General features: G+C 66.3%; 16 protein-coding genes and 1 tRNA gene. 12 read left to right on the top strand and 5 right to left on the bottom strand.

All coding sequences use genetic code 11. From position 1 onward, the window contains the following. Nucleotides 1-29: 29 nt before the first annotated feature. Entirely contained in the window at nucleotides 30-863 is an 834-nt protein-coding gene (locus NL241_RS20445) for a TetR-type transcription factor C-terminal domain-containing protein (RefSeq protein ID WP_487697219.1), read from the top strand. On the opposite strand, the gene NL241_RS20440 is transcribed toward NL241_RS20445, so the two are convergent. Further along, complete coding sequence (locus NL241_RS20440) at nucleotides 860-2,059, bottom strand: lipid-transfer protein (protein ID WP_494394881.1); 1,200 nt, start codon at nucleotides 2,057-2,059, stop codon at nucleotides 860-862. The genes NL241_RS20445 and NL241_RS20440 overlap by 4 nt on opposite strands. Next, nucleotides 2,056-2,502 (bottom strand): Zn-ribbon domain-containing OB-fold protein, encoded by a 447-nt coding sequence (locus NL241_RS20435; RefSeq protein WP_487697223.1) that lies wholly within the window; start codon nucleotides 2,500-2,502, stop codon nucleotides 2,056-2,058. The genes NL241_RS20440 and NL241_RS20435 overlap by 4 nt, the downstream gene beginning before the upstream one ends. Nucleotides 2,503-2,596: 94 nt before the next feature. On the opposite strand from NL241_RS20435, the gene polA reads away from it, so the two are divergent. Then, on the top strand, nucleotides 2,597-5,326 hold the full coding sequence (gene polA / locus NL241_RS20430) for a DNA polymerase I (protein ID WP_494394880.1): 2,730 nt from the start codon (nucleotides 2,597-2,599) through the stop codon (nucleotides 5,324-5,326). A gap of 12 nt (nucleotides 5,327-5,338) precedes the next feature. Here polA and NL241_RS20425 read toward each other — a convergent pair whose 3' ends face one another. After that, nucleotides 5,339-6,523, bottom strand: a complete 1,185-nt coding sequence (locus tag NL241_RS20425) for a PrsW family intramembrane metalloprotease (RefSeq protein WP_494394879.1) — start codon at nucleotides 6,521-6,523, stop codon at nucleotides 5,339-5,341. A gap of 137 nt (nucleotides 6,524-6,660) precedes the next feature. Between NL241_RS20425 and NL241_RS20420 the strand changes: the two genes are divergently transcribed. The 5 genes from NL241_RS20420 (at nucleotide 6,661) to coaE (ending at nucleotide 11,426) form a co-directional block, all read left to right on the top strand. Beyond that, entirely contained in the window at nucleotides 6,661-7,101 is a 441-nt protein-coding gene (locus NL241_RS20420; RefSeq protein WP_494394878.1) for a nuclear transport factor 2 family protein, read from the top strand. Further along, the gene (locus NL241_RS20415; RefSeq protein WP_494394877.1) at nucleotides 7,098-7,928 is read left to right on the top strand and encodes a Rossmann-fold NAD(P)-binding domain-containing protein; all 831 of its coding nucleotides are present in this window, start codon (nucleotides 7,098-7,100) and stop codon (nucleotides 7,926-7,928) included. The genes NL241_RS20420 and NL241_RS20415 overlap by 4 nt, the downstream gene beginning before the upstream one ends. After that, nucleotides 7,925-8,512, top strand: coding sequence for a TetR/AcrR family transcriptional regulator (locus NL241_RS20410; RefSeq protein ID WP_494394876.1), 588 nt, complete (start codon nucleotides 7,925-7,927; stop codon nucleotides 8,510-8,512). Before NL241_RS20415 ends, NL241_RS20410 begins: the two co-directional genes overlap by 4 nt. A gap of 159 nt (nucleotides 8,513-8,671) precedes the next feature. After that, on the top strand, nucleotides 8,672-10,120 hold the full coding sequence (rpsA, locus tag NL241_RS20405) for a 30S ribosomal protein S1 (protein WP_487697233.1): 1,449 nt from the start codon (nucleotides 8,672-8,674) through the stop codon (nucleotides 10,118-10,120). Between the two features lie 91 nt (nucleotides 10,121-10,211). Then, complete coding sequence (coaE, locus tag NL241_RS20400; protein WP_494394875.1) at nucleotides 10,212-11,426, top strand: dephospho-CoA kinase; 1,215 nt, start codon at nucleotides 10,212-10,214, stop codon at nucleotides 11,424-11,426. A gap of 2 nt (nucleotides 11,427-11,428) precedes the next feature. Here the strand turns inward: coaE and NL241_RS20395 are convergent, their stop codons facing one another. After that, nucleotides 11,429-11,953 carry a hypothetical protein gene (locus NL241_RS20395; protein ID WP_487697237.1) on the bottom strand — a complete coding sequence of 175 codons (525 nt, stop codon included), beginning with the start codon at nucleotides 11,951-11,953 and terminating at the stop codon, nucleotides 11,429-11,431. 19 nt (nucleotides 11,954-11,972) lie between these two features. Next, nucleotides 11,973-12,473, bottom strand: coding sequence for a ribonuclease FAU-1 family protein (locus NL241_RS20390; RefSeq protein ID WP_494398350.1), 501 nt, complete (start codon nucleotides 12,471-12,473; stop codon nucleotides 11,973-11,975). Nucleotides 12,474-12,543: 70 nt separating this feature from the next. Here NL241_RS20390 and uvrB point away from each other — a divergent pair, with 70 nt between their 5' ends. The 5 genes from uvrB (at nucleotide 12,544) to NL241_RS20365 (ending at nucleotide 18,017) form a co-directional block, all read left to right on the top strand. Continuing rightward, nucleotides 12,544-14,703 carry an excinuclease ABC subunit UvrB gene (gene uvrB, locus NL241_RS20385; RefSeq protein ID WP_487697239.1) on the top strand — a complete coding sequence of 720 codons (2,160 nt, stop codon included), beginning with the start codon at nucleotides 12,544-12,546 and terminating at the stop codon, nucleotides 14,701-14,703. Nucleotides 14,704-14,751: 48 nt separating this feature from the next. Next, a complete protein-coding gene (locus NL241_RS20380) occupies nucleotides 14,752-16,161 on the top strand; it encodes an MFS transporter (protein WP_494394874.1) in 1,410 nt (469 codons plus the stop codon). An 89-nt stretch (nucleotides 16,162-16,250) separates the two neighbouring features. After that, nucleotides 16,251-16,321 (top strand) — tRNA-Cys (locus NL241_RS20375). 566 nt (nucleotides 16,322-16,887) lie between these two features. Continuing rightward, complete coding sequence (locus tag NL241_RS20370; protein WP_487697251.1) at nucleotides 16,888-17,454, top strand: hemerythrin domain-containing protein; 567 nt, start codon at nucleotides 16,888-16,890, stop codon at nucleotides 17,452-17,454. A gap of 2 nt (nucleotides 17,455-17,456) precedes the next feature. Beyond that, entirely contained in the window at nucleotides 17,457-18,017 is a 561-nt protein-coding gene (locus tag NL241_RS20365) for a hemerythrin domain-containing protein (RefSeq protein ID WP_494394873.1), read from the top strand. The last annotated feature ends 221 nt before the right edge of the window (nucleotides 18,018-18,238 follow it).

Genomic DNA, 18,238 nt, shown 5'->3' with positions numbered 1-18,238 from the left:
GACTGACACGGCCGGAACGGGGGGCAACGATGTCGGACAGCATGGTGGTCGGCACCCGGATCAGGCATGCCCGGGGAGAGCGCGGTATCACCTTGCGTGAACTCGCCAACCGGCTCGGGGTCAGCCCGGCGACCATGAGCGCAGTCGAGAACGGCCGCACCGGTATCAGTGTCCTGCGGCTGAACGAGGTCGCGAGCATCCTGGACATCACCACCGCCGACCTGCTGGCGCCGGTGGACGCCGTCGATGCCGAATCCTGCCCCAGTGCAACATCAACGGACTGGCGGCACTACGAGCCGCTTGATCTCGACGTACCGATGACGGCGGCGCTCGAGGCGTTTCTTCAGGTGGGCTATCACGGCGCGACCATGCGCGATATCGCCAGCCGGGCCGGGCTGTCGGTTCCCGGCATCTATCACCACTACGCCAGTAAGCAGGAGATGCTGGTGAAGATCTTCGACACGGCGGTGCGCGATCTCACCTGGCGGTGCGAGCGCGTCCGGACCGAAGCCGACGACTGCGTGAGCCGGTTCCGGCTGCTGGTCGAGAATCTTGCCCTGTTCCACACCCATCGACGTGAGTTGGCGTTCGTCGGGGCCAGCGAGATGCGCAGCCTGGAAGAACCCGGCCGATCCCGGATCATGGCCGGGCGCAGCAATATTCAGCAGATCATCGACGCCGAGGTGCAGCGCGGCTGCGAGCAGGGTGTCTTCGCCGTCGACGATCCGCGGGAGGCGGCCCGCGCGGTGGTCACCATGTGCACCGGCCTGACCCAGTGGTATTCGCCGGCCGGCGCGGCGTCGGCGGAAGAGGTGGCGCGTCGCTATGTCGGGTATGCGCTCGGCCTCGTCCGCTACCGCTAACGAGCCACGATCACCGACGAGCCGTGGCCGAACAGGCCCTGGTTGGCGGTAACCCCGACCGTGGCGTTCTCGACCTGCCTGCCCGTCGCCTGACCCTTGAGCTGCCAGGTCAATTCGCAGACCTGGGCGATGGCCTGAGCCGGGATGGCTTCGCCGAAGCAGGCCAGCCCGCCGGACGCGTTGACCGGCACCCGACCGCCGATGGTGGTGGCGCCGCTGCGGAGCAGCTGTTCGGCTTCCCCCTTGGCGCACAAGCCCAGATGCTCGTACCAGTCCAGCTCCAGTGCCGTCGACAGATCGTAGACCTCGGCCAGGCTGACGTCTTCCGGTCCGATGCCGGCCTCGGCGTACGCGGCGTCCAGGATCTGATCCTTGAACACCCGGTCCGGGCCCGGCACCACCGCGGTGGAATCGGTTGCGATGTCCGGTAATTCGGGCAGGTGCTGCGGGTACTGCGGCGTGACGGTGCTGACGGCGCGCACCGACGGCACACCCTCGACCGATCCCAGATGCTTCTCGGCGAATGACCTGCTGGCCACGATCAGCGCGGCGGCGCCATCGGAGGTCGCGCAGATGTCCAGCAGTCGCAGGGGATCGGCGACCATGGGGCTGGCCAACACGTCGTCGATGGAGGTCTCTTTGCGGAACCGCGCGTTCGGGTTGTCCAGGCCGTGGCGAGCGTTCTTCACCTTGACCTGGGCGAAATCCTCGAGGGTCGCTCCGTAGAGGTCCATCCGTCGGCGCGCCAGCAGGGCGAAGTACACCGGGTTGGTGGCACCGATCAGGTGGAACCGCTGCCAGTCCGGGTCGTTGCGGCGCTCCCCGCCGACCGGGGCGAAAAAGCCTTTGGGCGTGGTGTCGGCGCCGATCACCAGCGCGACATCGCAGAAGCCGGCGAGGATCTGGGCGCGCGCGCTCTGCAACGCCTGGGACCCACTGGCGCACGCCGCGTAACTCGAGGACACCGGCACGCCGTTCCAGCCCAGCTTCTGTGCGAACGTCGCTCCGGCGACAAAACCGGGATACCCGTTGCGGATGGTGTCGGCTCCGGCGACCAACTGGATCTGCCGCCAGTCCAGCCCGGCCTCGGCCAGCGCGGAACGTGCTGCGACAACACCGTATTCGGTGAAATCCCGGCCCCACTTGCCCCACGGGTGCATGCCTGCCCCGAGGATGTACACCGGATCCGGGCTCATACCAGCCTCCATGCGTAGGTGACTCGCTGTACCCCGTCGTCATCGGTGTAGAGCGTTTCGGTGGTCAGTTCCATCTCGGCGCCCACGGTCAGATCCGCGGCCAGGGTGCCCTCGACCACCTTGCCGAGCACGATCAGGCCTTCGTCGGCGAGCTCCACCGCGGCGACCGCGAACGGCTCGAACGGGTCGGGGGAGGGATAGGGCGGAGGCGGCGCGTACCGGTTCTCGGTGTAGCTCCACACCGTGCCGCGGCGCGACAGTGCGACGGATTCGAGCGCGTCGCCGTCGCACGCGGGGTTGGGGCAGCCGTTCGGTCGCGGCGGGAAGACGTAGGTGCCGCACTGTGGGCACTTGCTGCCGGTCAGATGCGGATTGCCCGACTCGTCGGTGTCCCACCATCCTTCGATGGCGGGCTGGCTGTCGGCGTGTGTGGCTCCTGGCACGCGGGTCAGCGTACCGGAGAACTGAAACGTGTTGCAGTTTTGTCGGTGGCGGGACCTGGCTCGGCTGTCGTAGGGCTTGCCTAGAGTTAGGTCCGTGAGCCCAGCCAAGACAGCACCAGCGAAGGCACCAGCGAAGCCTGCCGACGACAAGCCCACGTTGATGCTGCTGGACGGCAACTCGCTGGCGTTCCGCGCGTTCTACGCGCTGCCTGCCGAGAACTTCAAGACCCAGGGCGGCCTGACCACCAACGCGGTGTACGGGTTCACCGCCATGCTGATCAACCTGCTGCGCGACGAAGGTCCCACCCACATCGCCGCCGCGTTCGACGTGTCGCGTCAGACCTTCCGCCTCGAGAAGTACCCCGAGTACAAGGCGGGCCGGTCCGCGACGCCGGACGAGTTCCGGGGGCAGATCGACATCACCAAAGAGGTGCTGGCCGCACTCGGCATCACCGTGCTCGCCGAGCCGGGGTTCGAAGCCGACGACCTGATCGCGACGCTGGCCACCCAGGCCGAAGCCGAGGGGTACCGGGTGTTGGTGGTCACCGGCGACCGGGATTCCCTGCAACTCGTCAGTGACGACGTGACGGTGCTGTATCCACGGAAGGGCGTCAGTGAACTCACCCGGTTCACCCCCGACGCGGTGTTGGAGAAGTACGGCCTGACGCCCAAGCAGTACCCGGACTTCGCGGCACTGCGCGGCGACCCGAGTGACAACCTGCCGGGCATTCCCGGGGTGGGGGAGAAGACCGCCACCAAGTGGATTGCCGAATACGGTTCACTGCAGGCGCTGGTCGACAACGTCGACAAGGTCAAGGGGAAGGTCGGCGACGCGCTGCGGGCCCACTTGTCCAGCGTAATTCTCAACCGCGAGCTCACCGATCTGATCAAGGACGTGCCGCTGGCGCAGACCCCGGACACGCTGCGGATGCAACCGTGGAACCGCGACCAGATCCATCGGCTGTTCGACGACCTCGAATTCCGGGTCCTGCGTGACCGGTTGTTCGAGACGCTGGCGTCGGCCGACCCAGAGGTCGAAGACGGTTTCGACGTGCGAGGCGGGGTGCTCGAGCCCGGCACGCTGACGGCCTGGCTGGCCGAGCACAGTTCCGGTGGGAGGTTCGGTGTCGCGGTGGTGGGAACCCACCTCGCCTTCGACGCCGATGCCACGGCACTGGCCCTCGTCGCGGCCGACGGTGACGGCATCTACCTCGACACCGCCAGACTGGATCCCGAGGATGAAGCGGCGCTGGCGGCCTGGCTGGCCGACCCTGCTGTGCCGAAAGCGCTGCACGAGGCCAAGCTGGCCATGCACGACCTGGAGGGCCGCGGCTGGCGGTTGGCCGGCGTCACCTCCGATACCGCCCTGGCCGCCTATCTGGTGCGGCCCGGCCAGCGCAGCTTCGCGCTCGATGACCTGTCCGTGCGGTACCTGCGCCGCGAGCTCCGAGCCGACACCCCGCAGCAACAGCAGCTGTCGCTGCTCGACGACGAGGACGGCGGCGTTGATGACCAGGCGGTGCAGACGCTGATTCTGCGCGCCAACGCCGTCGCAGATCTGGCCAACGCCCTCGACGAGGAGCTGGCCCGGATCGACTCCTCGGCACTGCTCGGTGAGATGGAGCTGCCGGTGCAGCGGGTGCTGGCGGAACTGGAGTCCAACGGCATCGCCGTCGACCTCACGCTGCTCGGGGAATTGCAGAGTGAGTTCGCCGACCAGATCCGTGATGCCGCGGAGGCGGCCTATGGCGTCATCGGCAAACAGATCAATCTGGGTTCGCCGAAGCAGCTGCAGACGGTGTTGTTCGACGAGCTCGAGATGCCGAAGACCAAGCGCACCAAGACCGGCTACACCACCGACGCCGATGCGCTGCAGTCGTTGTTCGACAAGACCGGCCACCCCTTCCTGCAGCATCTGCTGACCCACCGCGATGTCACACGGTTGAAGGTCACCGTTGACGGCCTGCTGAATTCGGTGGCCTCCGACGGGCGAATCCACACCACGTTCAACCAGACCATCGCGGCCACCGGCAGACTGTCGTCCACCGAGCCCAACCTGCAGAACATCCCGATCCGCACCGACGCCGGACGGCGCATCCGCGACGCGTTTGTGGTGGGCCCGGATTACGCCGAGCTCATGACGGCCGACTACAGCCAGATCGAGATGCGCATCATGGCGCACCTGTCGCGCGACGCCGGTCTGATCGAGGCGTTCAACACCGGTGAGGACCTGCACTCGTTCGTCGCATCGCGGGCGTTCGACGTGCCCATCGACGAGGTCACCGCCGAGCTGCGGCGTCGCGTCAAGGCGATGTCCTACGGCCTGGCCTACGGGTTGAGCGCCTACGGGCTGTCCGCGCAGCTCAAGATCTCCACCGAAGAAGCCAAGCTGCAGATGGACCAGTACTTCAACCGGTTCGGCGGTATCCGGGACTACCTGCGTGACGTCGTGGATCAGGCTCGCAAGGACGGGTACACCTCGACGGTGTTCGGGCGTCGCCGCTACCTGCCCGAACTCGACAGCAGCAACCGCAACGTCCGGGAGGCCGCCGAGCGGGCCGCGCTCAACGCGCCCATCCAGGGCAGCGCCGCCGACATCATCAAGGTCGCGATGATCAACGTCGACCAGGCGATCAAGGATGCCGGCCTGCGGTCGCGCATCCTGCTGCAGGTGCACGACGAACTCCTGCTCGAGATCGCCGACGGGGAGCGCGAGCAGGTGGAGGCGTTGGTCCGGGACAAGATGGGCTCGGCGTATCCGCTCGACGTTCCGCTCGAGGTGTCGGTCGGTTACGGCCGCAGCTGGGACACCGCCGCACACTGACGGCGGAGCGCGCTACCGGCCCGGCGACTCCGGGATCCGGTAGTGGGTCAGTGTCTGCAACGCGGGGGTGGCGGCCCGTACCGTGCGCAGCCAGTTCGTCTCCTCGTGGAACAGGGCCGTCACCCTGGCGTCGGCGAAACCGCGGTCGATGCGGTCTTTGACGAAGGCCAATTCGACCACCTGGGCGGCGAAGTCGCGCACCGTCTTGCCCGCTTTCTTGCCGTCGGCCCGGGTCACGGCGGCCACCGCGAGCTTGCGCGAGCGGATCGAACCCAGCCAGCTGGCTTCGTTGGCCGTCACCAGCCCCGCCTGCACCATGCCGGGCAGTTTCGTCGCGACCAGCCGCTGCTCGCGTCGGCGCGCGGCGACGCCCAGCCAGATCGCCAAGCCGAAGATCGGCACCATCCACAGCACGTACACCAGCAGGTAGGTCCCGAAGCCCAGTACCGCGGAGCCGTTCCAGAGGGCGTGCATGATCACCGCGCCGGCGTATCCCAACAGCAGGTACCCGGCCTTGGCGAAGACGTTGCGCTGATGGAGCGCGAAGTACACCCCGATGCCGATCGCCGTGGTGAACAGCGGATGGGCGAAGGGTGCCATCACCAGGCGCATCGCCGCGGTCACCAGCGCCTCGCCCAGTGACTCGCCGCCGGCGATGTAGAAGATGTCCTCCAGCCAGGCGAAACCCGCGGCCACCAGACCGGCGTAGACCAGGCAGTCCACCAACGAATTGAGCTCGTGGCGGCGGCGGCCCGTCATCATGAGCAGAAGGAACAGACCTTTGGCGGCTTCCTCGACGACCGGTGCGGCGATGGCCGTCGTGCGCCAGTCGGAGTCGGCGGCGGCGTCCGTGCCGACCACCGCGCCGAACGCCATCTCCAGGATCACCGACACCACGATGGCAACCGACGCTCCCCAGACGAAGGCGAGCACCAGCAGCCGTGGCGGCTCGGGTTCGAACCGGTCCAGCCACAGGTAGGCCAGCACCACCACCGCCATGGCCACGCTGGACAGGACGAACCCGATGGCGGTGCCCACCGGGTTGACCGAGGTGAGCAGGATGACGAGCAGACCGGCGAGGGTGCCCAGGAGGATGATGACGGCGATCGGGGCGCCGACAGCACGAACCCGGCGTGGGAACGGGGCCGGCAAGTGCGGCTGATTGTGCACGTCAGCAGGGTAGCTGTGACCGTGCATGGACGCGCGCGGTTCGGGCGGTACGCAACGAGCCGCCAAAACGGAACCATGTCGTATCGGAATAGATGAGAGAAAACTCGTGTTGGAACCGCCTGTACCGCAATAATGGCACTCAGTAGTTCCGTATTGGAGGAATCATGAACGCCGCCAATGAGATCGTCGACCGGCTGCAGGCCGCGTTGCTGGCCCACGATATGCAGGCATTCGCCGACGAATGGGCCCCCAACGGGACCATGACGTTCCCCTTCGCCCCGCCCGGCTGGCCCTCGCTGAACAGCCGCGACGACGTGCGCGACTATCTGTCCGGATACACCGACAGCCTCGATGTCCGTGGTATCCGGCACCAGACCCGCTACACGGACTCCGATTCCCGAACCGTGGTCGTCGAATGGGGGGTGACGGGCGTGGTGGTGGCGACCGGACAGCCCTACGACATCGACTACATCTGCGTCATCACCGTGGGTGAGCAGGGAATCGAGTCCTATCGCGACTACTGGAACCCGCTGGCCATCGCCGACGCGATGGGCGGCTCGGCGGACATGGCCGCCGCGTTCGCGATGCCGGGGTCGACGAAATGACCACCGTCCTGGTGCTCGGCGCCACCGGGAACACCGGGTCGGTGGTGGCTGCCGAACTGGCCGGACACACACACCTGACCGTCCGTACCGCGTCACGGCGCGCTGGGAGTTCGCTCCGGTTCGACTGGGCGGACCCGGCTACCCACGACGCCGCAGTCGACGGTGTACAGAAGATGTATCTTGTTGCCCCCGTTGGCGATCCAGACCCGGTGCGGGTTGTCGGCCCGTTCCTGGAGCGCGCTGCGCGCCGTGGGGTCGAGCACGTGGTGATGTTGAGTTCGTCGGCGCTGGACTCCGGTGATCCCGGACTCGGGGAGGTGGCCGCCGCAGTGCAGGCCACGATGCCGCGATGGCACATCCTGCGACCGTCGTGGTTCATGCAGAACTTCCTCGGCGCCCATCCATTGGCGGCCTCGATTCGCAACACCGGGCGTTTCGTCACGGCTACGGGCACCGGGCGGGTGCCGTTCATCGATGCGCGCGATATCGGCCGTTGTGGGGCTGCGCTTCTCCTGGGCGGTGACTCGGACAACGGCGAGTACCGGTTGACCGGGCCTGCCGCCCTCACCTACGACGAAGCGGCTGTGATCGTCGGCGCAGCGCTGGGGCGGCCGGTACGACACGAGGCGGTCAGTGCGCCCGTCTACATCGATCACCTGGTGGACGCAGGGTATGACCGGGCATTCGCCGCCGGACTCGCCGCACTGGACGTGTCGATCCGGCGCGGTGCGGAATCAGCGGTCACCGACACGGTGCAGCGGCTCAGCGGTGAACGGCCGCGCTCGCTGGCGGAGTTCCTCGAAGCGCCCACCGTGGCACCCGTATGAGCGCGGGCCGCCCCCAAGAGGCCGGGGTCACCGCGGCGATCCTCGACGCCGTGCTGGCCGAACTCGCCGAACACGGCTTCGGGGCGATGACCGTCGATGGTGTCGCCCGCCGGGCGGGTGCCGGCAAGGGCGCGATCTACCGGCGTTGGCCGTCGAAGATCGAGATGACCGTCGCGGCCATGGGCGCCCTGGCGAGACCACCGGGCCCCGCACCGGACACCGGTTCACTCCACGGCGACGTGCTGGAACTGCTCGGCAACGTCAGCCGGTGGCTGGGGGAGGATCGCACCCGGCGGCTCTATCCGGACGTACTGGCCGAAGCGCAACGCAACCCGGTGCTTGCAGAGGCGCTGATGGAGCACATCGGACGGCCCCGGCGCCGCTGGGCGCAGGCTGTTCTGGACCGGGCGGCGGGGCGGGGTGAGCTGGCCGCCGACGCAGACCGGGAGCTGATGGTGGACGCCATGGGTGCGCTGGTCTTCTGGCGCATGATCGCGTTGTCCACGCCGGTCACACCGGAGTATCTGAGGCGGATCGCCGATGCCATCTGCGTGATCGCGGGCACCGCGCCACCCCGTTTGTGAGGGTGGGTTTGTCCTGCATGTACCCGGTCGAGTAGGCTCGGCGAGTACCCGTGTGCACGATCTGACGCGGATGCAAACATTCTCGAGGTTTTCTCGGAATGAGCACGACCAATAACTGCACTGTCCCTACGACCACACCTGTCCGGAGCAACCCACCATATGCCAAGTCCCGTCGCCACCTCGCCGCAAGTAGCCGTCAACGATATCGGCTCGGCCGAGGATTTTCTCGCCGCAATCGACAAGACCATCAAATACTTCAACGATGGTGACATCGTCGAAGGGACAATCGTCAAGGTTGACCGTGACGAAGTCTTGCTCGACATCGGCTACAAGACCGAAGGCGTCATCCCTTCCCGCGAACTCTCGATCAAGCACGACGTCGACCCCAATGAGGTTGTGTCCGTCGGCGACGAGGTGGAAGCGCTGGTCCTCACCAAGGAGGACAAGGAAGGCCGCCTGATCCTGTCCAAGAAGCGTGCTCAGTACGAGCGCGCCTGGGGCACCATCGAAGAGCTCAAGGAGAAGGACGAGGCCGTCAAGGGCACCGTCATCGAGGTCGTCAAGGGTGGTCTCATCCTCGACATCGGTCTCCGCGGCTTCCTGCCCGCCTCGCTCGTCGAGATGCGTCGTGTCCGCGATCTGCAGCCGTACATCGGCAAGGAGATCGAAGCCAAGATCATCGAACTCGACAAGAACCGCAACAATGTGGTCCTGAGCCGGCGCGCGTGGCTGGAGCAGACCCAGTCCGAGGTCCGCAGCGAGTTCCTCAACCAGTTGCAGAAGGGCGCCATCCGCAAGGGTGTCGTCTCCTCGATCGTCAACTTCGGCGCGTTCGTCGATCTCGGCGGTGTCGACGGCCTGGTGCACGTCTCCGAGCTGTCCTGGAAGCACATCGACCACCCGTCCGAGGTTGTCCAGGTGGGCGACGAGGTCACCGTCGAGGTGCTCGACGTCGACATGGACCGCGAGCGGGTCTCGTTGTCGCTCAAGGCCACTCAGGAAGATCCGTGGCGCCACTTCGCCCGCACCCACGCCATCGGCCAGATCGTGCCGGGCAAGGTCACCAAGCTGGTGCCCTTCGGTGCGTTCGTCCGGGTCGAAGAGGGCATCGAGGGCCTGGTGCACATCTCCGAGCTGGCTGAGCGCCACGTCGAGGTGCCGGATCAGGTTGTCGCCGTCGGCGATGACGCCATGGTCAAGGTCATCGACATCGACCTCGAGCGGCGCCGGATCTCGCTGAGCCTCAAGCAGGCCAACGAGGACTACACCGACGAGTTCGACCCGTCGAAGTACGGCATGGCCGACAGCTACGACGAGCAGGGCAACTACATCTTCCCCGAAGGCTTCGACGCCGAGACCAACGAATGGCTCGAAGGCTTCGACAAGCAGCGCAACGAGTGGGAGGCCCGGTACGCCGAGGCCGAGCGTCGCCACAAGATGCACACTGCGCAGATGGAGAAGTTCGCCGCTGCCGAGGCCGAGGCCGCCAGCCGGCCCGCGACGGCCAACGGCTCGTCGTCGTCCAGCTCGGGTGAGTCCGCAGGTGGATCGCTGGCCAGCGATGCGCAACTCGCCGCGCTGCGTGAGAAGCTCGCCGGCAACGCGTAACAAAGACACTCATTCGCCGAGTGAAGCCGCGCAGCACGTCTTTCCGACGTGCTGCGCGGTTCTTTTTTCACACTGATGTGAGGGCAGGGCATTGCTGCGAATCGGTTTGACGGGTGGTATCGGCGCCGGAAAGTCCACGGTATCCGCCACATTCAGTGAACTGGGCGGCATCATCGTCGACGGTGACGTGATCGCCCGGGAAGTCGTGGAACCCGGCACCGAAGGCCTGGCCAAACTGGTCGACGCGTTCGGCAAGGACATCCTGCACCCGGACGGCGCGCTGAACCGTCCGGCGCTGGCCGCGGTGGCATTCAGCGATGACGAGAAGCGCAAGACGCTCAACGGAATCGTGCATCCGTTGGTGGCGCACCGGCGCTCAGAGTTGATCGCTGCGGCGGCGGAGGACGCCGTTGTGGTCGAAGACATCCCGCTCCTCGTGGAATCCCACATGGCGCCGATGTTTCCGTTGGTGATCATCGTGCACGCCGACGAAGACGTGCGCGTCCAACGGCTCACCGAGTACCGCGGATTCAGCGAGGAGGACGCCCGGGCGCGTATCAAAGCGCAGGCCACCGAAGAGCAGCGCCGCGCCGTCGCCGATGTGTGGCTGGACAACACCGGCAGTGCCGGGGCACTCGTCGAAAAGGCGCGCGAACTCTGGCATCAACGCATCCTGCCGTTCGCGCACAACGTGCAACAGCGCCGGCCCGCGCAGGTGGTCCCACAGTTGGTGCCCTACGACCCGACGTGGCCGGACCAGGCCCGGCGGATCCTGGCCCGCCTCGGCACCGCATGCGGGCATCGTGCGAAGAGGATCGACCACATCGGCTCGACGGCCATACCCGGTCTGGATGCCAAAGACGTCATCGACATCCAGGTCACGGTCGACTCGTTGGCCACCGCGGACGAACTCGGTGAGGCGCTGTTGACGGCCGGTTATCCGCGTATCGAACACATCACAGACGACGTGGCCAAGGACGACGGCCGCAGTACCGTCGTGCAATTCGATCACGCCGGCGATGCGTCACTGTGGCGGAAGCGGATTCACGCCTCGGCTGATCCGGGGCGGCCCACCAACGTGCACATCCGGGTCGACGGCTGGCCCAATCAACAGTTCGCCTTGCTGTTCACCGCATGGGTGCTCGCCAATCCCGCTGTGCGACAGGACTATCTGGCGCTCAAGCGCAGCGTGGCCATGGCCGGGCATGCCACCACCGGTGCCTACGCCGACGCCAAGGAGCCGTGGTTCCTGGACGCGTACCGGCGGGCCTGGGACTGGGCCGACGCCACTGGCTGGCGCCCCTGAGCTCAGGCCGGCGGGGCCGGCGGCAGGTTCTCCGGCAGGGGTTCCGCCGGCGGCGGGACGGCGGGCACACCGCCCACCGGGGCCTCGCAGGTCAGTGACCCGAAGTCCGGATCGTCGCGCTGCGGCAGTACACGTGGTGCGATGAAGTCGTCGGCCTGCGCCACCAGTGCGTCGTCCACCAAGATCTCGCAGTGCAGGTTCGCCGAGTACGGCCACTGGATGGACAGCCGCATCGTGGCGATCTTGGATGCCGGCAGCACGGTCTGCGCTTCGAAGACCCGGCCCGGCACCATCGTCGGGTTCTCGGTCTGGGTCTGATCGTCCTGCGCGGCCCAGGAGACCGTCGCGCCGCGGGACACCCCGTCGATGCGCGCGCGGTAGGTGATGTTGTGCAGTACCTCAGGCGCGGGGGCCGGTTCGACCGTCGGTGTATCGGTCACCGGTTCGGCGGAAGCGATCGCCGGCTTGAGCGCAGACATGCCGACGAGCAACGCGGCGGCGGTAACCACGCGTACCCAGAAGTTCACATTCGCTGACACTACGCCTCTATCGCCAGGAGATCTGCATTCCGTTACTCGCTAGCCAAGCTAACAGATCGTGATGGTGCTCGGTCAACCCCGTGACCGCGCTGACCGCACTGTTCACTGCTTTTTCAGCTGCCTGATCGGTGATCAACCCCGCCTTGTGTGCCTTGAGTAGCTCATCGATGTCGACGAGTTCGGTGCGCTGTCCGGTGTACACCACAAGATCAAGGTAGTGATCAACAGTTCGCCAGATGTCAGTGCCCGCGGTGATCTCACCGATGTCGAGGTAGAAATCCTGGTCCCGTTCGTGCCCCGGATTCCAATGGAAGACGTTGGCCCGCAGCTGCAGGCCGGGCAGCAGCCAGGACTCGAGATAGTGGAACTGGGCACGACCCGGCGTCGGCCGGGCCATGTACAGTCCCCAGGGCTCGCGCACGTAGACATCGACTGCCCGGACGAAACCCTTGGGGTCGGTGTTGGTGCGGGCAGCCAGATCGAAGGTCTCGTTCTTGGGCGGGTGGATACCGCCAGCCTAATAGCGCTCATGGCGTCAGGAACAACAGATGTCGGTGGCTGGTTCTAACCTGGTGAACATGGCTTTCGCAACCGAACATCCCGTGCTTGCGCACTCGGAGTACCGCCCTGTCGAGGACATGGTGCGCGCGGGCGGTCAGTTCCAGGTGGTCAGCGAGTATCAGCCCGCCGGCGACCAGCCGGCCGCCATCGAAGAGCTGGAACGCCGGATCAGAGCAGGCGAACGTGACGTCGTTCTGCTCGGTGCCACCGGCACCGGCAAGTCCGCCACCACCGCCTGGCTCATCGAGCGTCTCCAGCGCCCCACCCTGGTCATGGCCCCCAACAAGACGCTGGCCGCGCAGTTGGCCAACGAGCTGCGGGAGATGCTGCCCAACAACGCCGTCGAGTACTTCGTCTCGTATTACGACTACTACCAACCCGAGGCGTACATCGCGCAGACCGACACCTACATCGAGAAAGACAGTTCGATCAACGACGATGTCGAGCGGCTGCGGCACTCGGCCACCTCGAATCTGCTGTCGCGGCGGGACGTCGTGGTGGTGGCGTCGGTGTCCTGTATCTACGGCCTGGGCACTCCGCAGTCGTATCTCGATCGCTCGGTGGAACTGAAGGTCGGCGACGAGGTACCCCGCGACGGGCTGCTGCGCCTGCTGGTCGACGTGCAGTACACCCGGAACGACATGTCCTTCACCCGCGGCACCTTCCGGGTCCGCGGCGACACGGTCGAGATCATCCCGTCCTACGAGGAACTCGCGGTACGTATCGAGTACTTCGGCGACGAGATCGAGGCGCTGTACTACATGCACCCGCTCACCGGCGACGTGATCCGTCAGGTGGACTCGTTGCGCGTGTTCCCGGCCACGCATTACGTGGCAGGCCCGGAACGCATGGCGATGGCCATCTCCAGCATCGAGAAAGAACTGGAGGAGCGGCTCGCCGAACTCGAAGGGCAGGGCAAGCTACTCGAGGCCCAGCGGCTGCGGATGCGCACCAATTACGACATCGAGATGATGCGTCAGGTCGGCTTCTGCTCCGGTATCGAGAACTACTCACGGCACATCGACGGGCGCGGGCCGGGTACGGCGCCGGCCACCCTGCTCGACTATTTCCCCGAAGACTTCCTCATGGTGATCGACGAGTCGCACGTCACCGTCCCGCAGATCGGCGGCATGTACGAAGGCGACATGTCGCGTAAGCGCAATCTCGTCGACTTCGGGTTCCGGCTGCCGTCCGCGGTGGATAACCGGCCGTTGACGTGGGAGGAGTTCGCCGACCGGATCGGTCAGACGGTGTACCTGTCGGCGACGCCGGGGTCCTATGAGATCAGCCAGGCCGGCGGTGAGTTCGTCGAACAGGTCATCCGTCCCACCGGTCTGGTGGACCCGCAGGTCATCGTCAAACCGACCAAGGGCCAGATCGACGACCTCATCGGCGAGATCCGGCTGCGCACCGAGCGTGACGAACGCGTGCTGGTGACGACGCTGACCAAGAAGATGGCCGAAGATCTCACCGACTACCTGCTCGAGATGGGTATCCGGGTGCGCTACCTCCACTCCGAGGTCGACACCTTGCGCCGCGTGGAACTCCTGCGGCAGTTGCGACTCGGCGAGTACGACGTACTGGTCGGCATCAACCTGCTGCGTGAGGGTCTCGATCTTCCCGAGGTGTCACTGGTGGCGATCCTCGACGCCGACAAGGAGGGTTTCCTGCGGTCGCCGCGAAGCCTGATCCAGACCATCGGCCGTGCGGCACGAAACGTCTCTGGCGAAGTGCACATGTACGCCGACAAGATCACCGACTCGATGAAAGAGGCCATCGACGAGACGGAGCGCCGCCGGGCCAAGCAGATCGCCTACAACAAGGAACACGGCATCGACCCGCAGCCGCTGCGTAAGAAGATCGCCGACATCCTCGACCAGGTGTATCGCGAGGCCGACGACAGCGAGACCGTCGAGGTGGGCGGTTCCGGGCGCAACTCCTCACGAGGACGACGCGCGCAGGGCGAACCGGGCCGTGCGGTCAGCGCCGGCGTGTTCGAGGGTCGCGACACCAAGAGCATGCCGCGCGCGGAGCTGGCGGACCTCATCAAGGACATGACTGATCAGATGATGGTCGCCGCGCGTGATCTGCAGTTCGAACTCGCGGCGCGGATCCGTGACGAGATCGCCGATCTGAAGAAGGAACTGCGTGGAATGGACGCAGCCGGCCTCAAATAATTGCCGACTGCTTGATCTCAACCGAGGTTGAGCTCGTACGGTGAGGCGGTGACTCGCACCGCGCCCACGACGGCCGCCACCGAGGGGGCCACGTGGCGCAGTCTGCTCGGTCCCCGCTATCTGGGCACGTCGACCGTCCTGGCCGGCGGCGTTGCGCTGTACGCCACCAACGAGTTCATCACCATCAGCCTGTTGCCCAGCGCCGTGGCCGATATCGGCGGGCAGCGGTTCTACGCCTGGGTCACCACGGTCTATCTCGTCGCCTCGGTGGTCGCCGCCACCACCGTGAATCCCATAGTGACGCGGCTGGGCCCGCGCTGGTCCTACCTGTGCGCGCTGGCGGTGTTCGCTTCGGGGACGGTGCTGTGTGCGCTGGCGCCGTCGATGGAACTGCTGCTGGTGGGCCGCACGGTGCAAGGCCTGGGTGGGGGAGTGCTCGCGGGGCTCGGCTACGCCGTCATCAATGCCGCTCTGCCGCAACACTTGTGGACCAAGGCATCGGCCCTGGTCTCGGCGATGTGGGGAGTGGGCACGGTGCTCGGACCTGCGGCGGGCGGTCTTTTCGCCCAATACGGCTCGTGGCGTTGGGCTTTCGGTGTACTGGCGTTGGCCACCGCGGCCATGGTGCTGCTGGTGCCGTTCGCGCTGCCGGGGCGGTCGCGGGCGGGTGAGCCCGCGGCCCCGTTCCGCATCCCGGTCTGGTCGCTGTTGTTGCTCGGTGCGGCGGCGCTGGCGGTCAGTGTTGCCGGTATTCCGCGTGAACCGGCGCTCACCGCGGTGCTGCTGGTTCTCGGTCTGGTCCTGGTCGGCGCGTTCCTCGTGGTGGACCGGCGGACGCGGGTGGCGGTATTGCCGCGCAGCGCTTTCCGGCCGGGTCCGCTGAGGTGGATCTATGCGACGTTGGGCCTTCTGATGGCGGCCACCATGGTGGACATGTATGTGCCACTGTTCGGGCAGCGGCTCGCAGACCTGGTGCCTGTGGCGGCGGGCTTCCTCGGCGTCGCCCTGTCGGTGGGATGGACGGCCGGCGAGATCGCGAGTGCATCGCTGCGCTCGACGCGAATGACCGTTCGGGTGGTGGCCGTGGCCCCGTTGGTGATGGCCGTGGGTTTGGCGGTGGCCGCGGTGACGCAGTTCAACCAGGCGTCCGCGTGGGTGGTGGCGGTGTGGGTGGTGGCACTGATGGTGACCGGAACCGGCGTCGGGATGGCCTGGCCGCATCTGTCTGCCTGGGCGATGAGCAGCGTCGCCGACCCCGGTGAAGGCGGGGCAGCAGCCGCCGCCATCAACACCGTGCAGCTGATCTGCGGTGCCTTCGGCGCCGGACTGGCCGGCGTGGTGGTCAACATGAGTGAGCACCAGGATGCGACGGCGGCGCGGTGGATGTTCGCAGTGTTCGCCGCGCTGGCGGTGGTCGGTGTACTGGCGTCCTACCGGGCAACGCGGGCGGCGCCGTGAGGTCCCGGACCCCCGTGAATTCGGGACTGCGCTCACGCTGAGTGAAACCGTGGTGCCGGCACACGGGTCGAGGCATTGTTGTCGTCAGTGCGGGTGTGGCTGAGTGGCTAGGCACCGGCCTGCAAAGCCGTTTACACGGGTTCGAATCCCGTCATCCGCTCGCATGGTGGTGACGCTGAAGCCGCTCTCCCCGTCGGGGCGAGCGGCTTCAGCGCGTCATGCAGGTCGTGGCCTATGGCTTCCTGCGGGTAGCGCGAACAGCCGCACCACCTACCTCACGCTCCCCATCAGAACCTCCTGTCTATCCTCCAGCCAGCGCCGCCAGCGCCACAGGGTCGACGCCATCTTTTACCGAGATCGGTTGCCGTGCAGTAGAATTCGCCGATCAAACCCCGGGGTACCCGGCGCCGTCGGTCGGCATCTCACCCGTGAACCGGTCAATCGGGGCGGCGAGGGCAAACGGCAAATCCGCCGACCAGTTGGGCATCGACAGCGCCGCCCGGACCCGGCAGCACGCTGTTCGGCAACATGAAACCGAAGACTTTGCAGCCGAACATCTTTGGTACAGGCGCTGCGCTGATCCGGCGATCGCCGAGCCAAAAAGCGGAAAACTCCACGTAACGGTGCAGCGGTTCGGCGTTTGACCGTGGTCAGGCGGGGTAGGACTGCGGCAATGCGGCGCAACAGCCCTGTGCCGTGATCGTGGCTGAATAGCGGAGGTGTGCCATGGTGGAAACGTTCGTGCAGTCGACCGATGATGTGATCGCGTTCTTGGTCGGGCAGCACAATCTGATCAAAGACATGTTCGACGATGTGTTGTACGCGACGGAGACGCCGGCGCGGGAGAAGGCGTTCGTCGATCTGCGCCAACTGCTGGCGGTCCACGAGACCGCCGAGGAGATGATCGTGCACCCCCGCGCGCGTCGTGAAATCGACAACGGCGAAGCGCTGGTGGACGCCCGTCTGCAGGAGGAGCACGAGGCCAAGGAGCTGCTGTCGGAACTGGAGAGCATGGACCTCGGCTCGGAAGAGTTCCTCGCGGCGCTGACCCGCTTCCGGGACGCCGTCGTCGATCACGCCGAGCACGAGGAGAACGAGGAGTTCAACCTGTTGAAGGCAGAACTGAGCCCCGATGACCTCAAGTGGATGGCATCGGCGGTCCGGGCCGCCGAAGCCATCGCCCCGACGCGTCCGCACCCAGGTGTCGAATCCGCCAAGATGAACTTCGCGGTGGGGCCGTTCGCTTCGATGCTGGACCGGGCCCGTGACGTGATCTCCTCGGCGCTTCGGTGATCGTGGCCGAACCGGACCTCACCAATCTGCTGGTGTCACAACACCACCAGATCGCCGAACTCTTCGAGGCGGTGTTGGACTCCCCGGCCGAGAGCAGAGAGTCGACATTCGTGCGGCTGCTGCAGGCACTGGCCACGCACGAATCCGCCGAGCACATCATCGTCCATCGGCAGGCGCGTCATCTCATCGATGGCGGCGACGAGGTGGTGGACGCGTTGCTCAACGAGGAGTTGGCGATCAGCGAGGCCTTCACCGAATTGGAAACCGTACCCGTGGACACCGAGGAGTTCATTTCCCAGCTGACCCGGATACGAGGAGTGGTCGACGCGCACAATCGCCACGAGGAGACCGCCGAGTTCGTCGCCCTCTCCGATCGGCTCGACGTCGACGATCACCGTCGACTCACCCGCGCGGTCGAGGCGCTGAGCGCGTTGGCGGTCACCGGGTCGGAAGACGAGTACCAGGATGCGAGCCTGGCGCCGGGCAGTCCGAACATGATGGTCGGGCCATTTGCCCCGATGTTGGACCGCGCCCGGCAGTTCGTCCAGCACCCGCGCGGGTGAAATGGCATGGCCGGCTTGCTGAATGAGCCGGGCGAAATCTGACGGACTGGTGACGTAGCTGCCGGAGCAGTGTCGTCCCGTAACGGCAGGGCACATAGGGGCGACGTGATCAATACGGCTCCGTGGTGGCGGTGACCGTCTTGCGAAACGCGGCGGATGCCACGCAGCGGCACACGTTCTCCTCCCGAGCGCGCCCCGGTGCGCGTCCGAAAAGAATGGCG

The organism is Mycolicibacterium sp. SMGY-1XX, from assembly GCF_059132455.1.
This window is presented reverse-complemented; position numbering and strand designations above follow the sequence as displayed.

Excerpts from the sequence above, each read along its gene's own strand:
- NL241_RS20445 (WP_487697219.1), top strand. The coding sequence starts at position 30 with ATGTCGGACAGCATGGTGGTCGGCACCCGGATCAGGCATGCCCGGGGA.
- NL241_RS20440 (WP_494394881.1), bottom strand. The coding sequence starts at position 2,059 with ATGAGCCCGGATCCGGTGTACATCCTCGGGGCAGGCATGCACCCGTGG.
- NL241_RS20425 (WP_494394879.1), bottom strand. The coding sequence starts at position 6,523 with ATGCACGGTCACAGCTACCCTGCTGACGTGCACAATCAGCCGCACTTG.
- NL241_RS20420 (WP_494394878.1), top strand. The coding sequence starts at position 6,661 with ATGAACGCCGCCAATGAGATCGTCGACCGGCTGCAGGCCGCGTTGCTG.
- NL241_RS20415 (WP_494394877.1), top strand. The coding sequence starts at position 7,098 with ATGACCACCGTCCTGGTGCTCGGCGCCACCGGGAACACCGGGTCGGTG.
- NL241_RS20410 (WP_494394876.1), top strand. The coding sequence starts at position 7,925 with ATGAGCGCGGGCCGCCCCCAAGAGGCCGGGGTCACCGCGGCGATCCTC.
- rpsA (WP_487697233.1), top strand. The coding sequence starts at position 8,672 with ATGCCAAGTCCCGTCGCCACCTCGCCGCAAGTAGCCGTCAACGATATC.
- uvrB (WP_487697239.1), top strand. The coding sequence starts at position 12,544 with ATGGCTTTCGCAACCGAACATCCCGTGCTTGCGCACTCGGAGTACCGC.
- NL241_RS20370 (WP_487697251.1), top strand. The coding sequence starts at position 16,888 with ATGGTGGAAACGTTCGTGCAGTCGACCGATGATGTGATCGCGTTCTTG.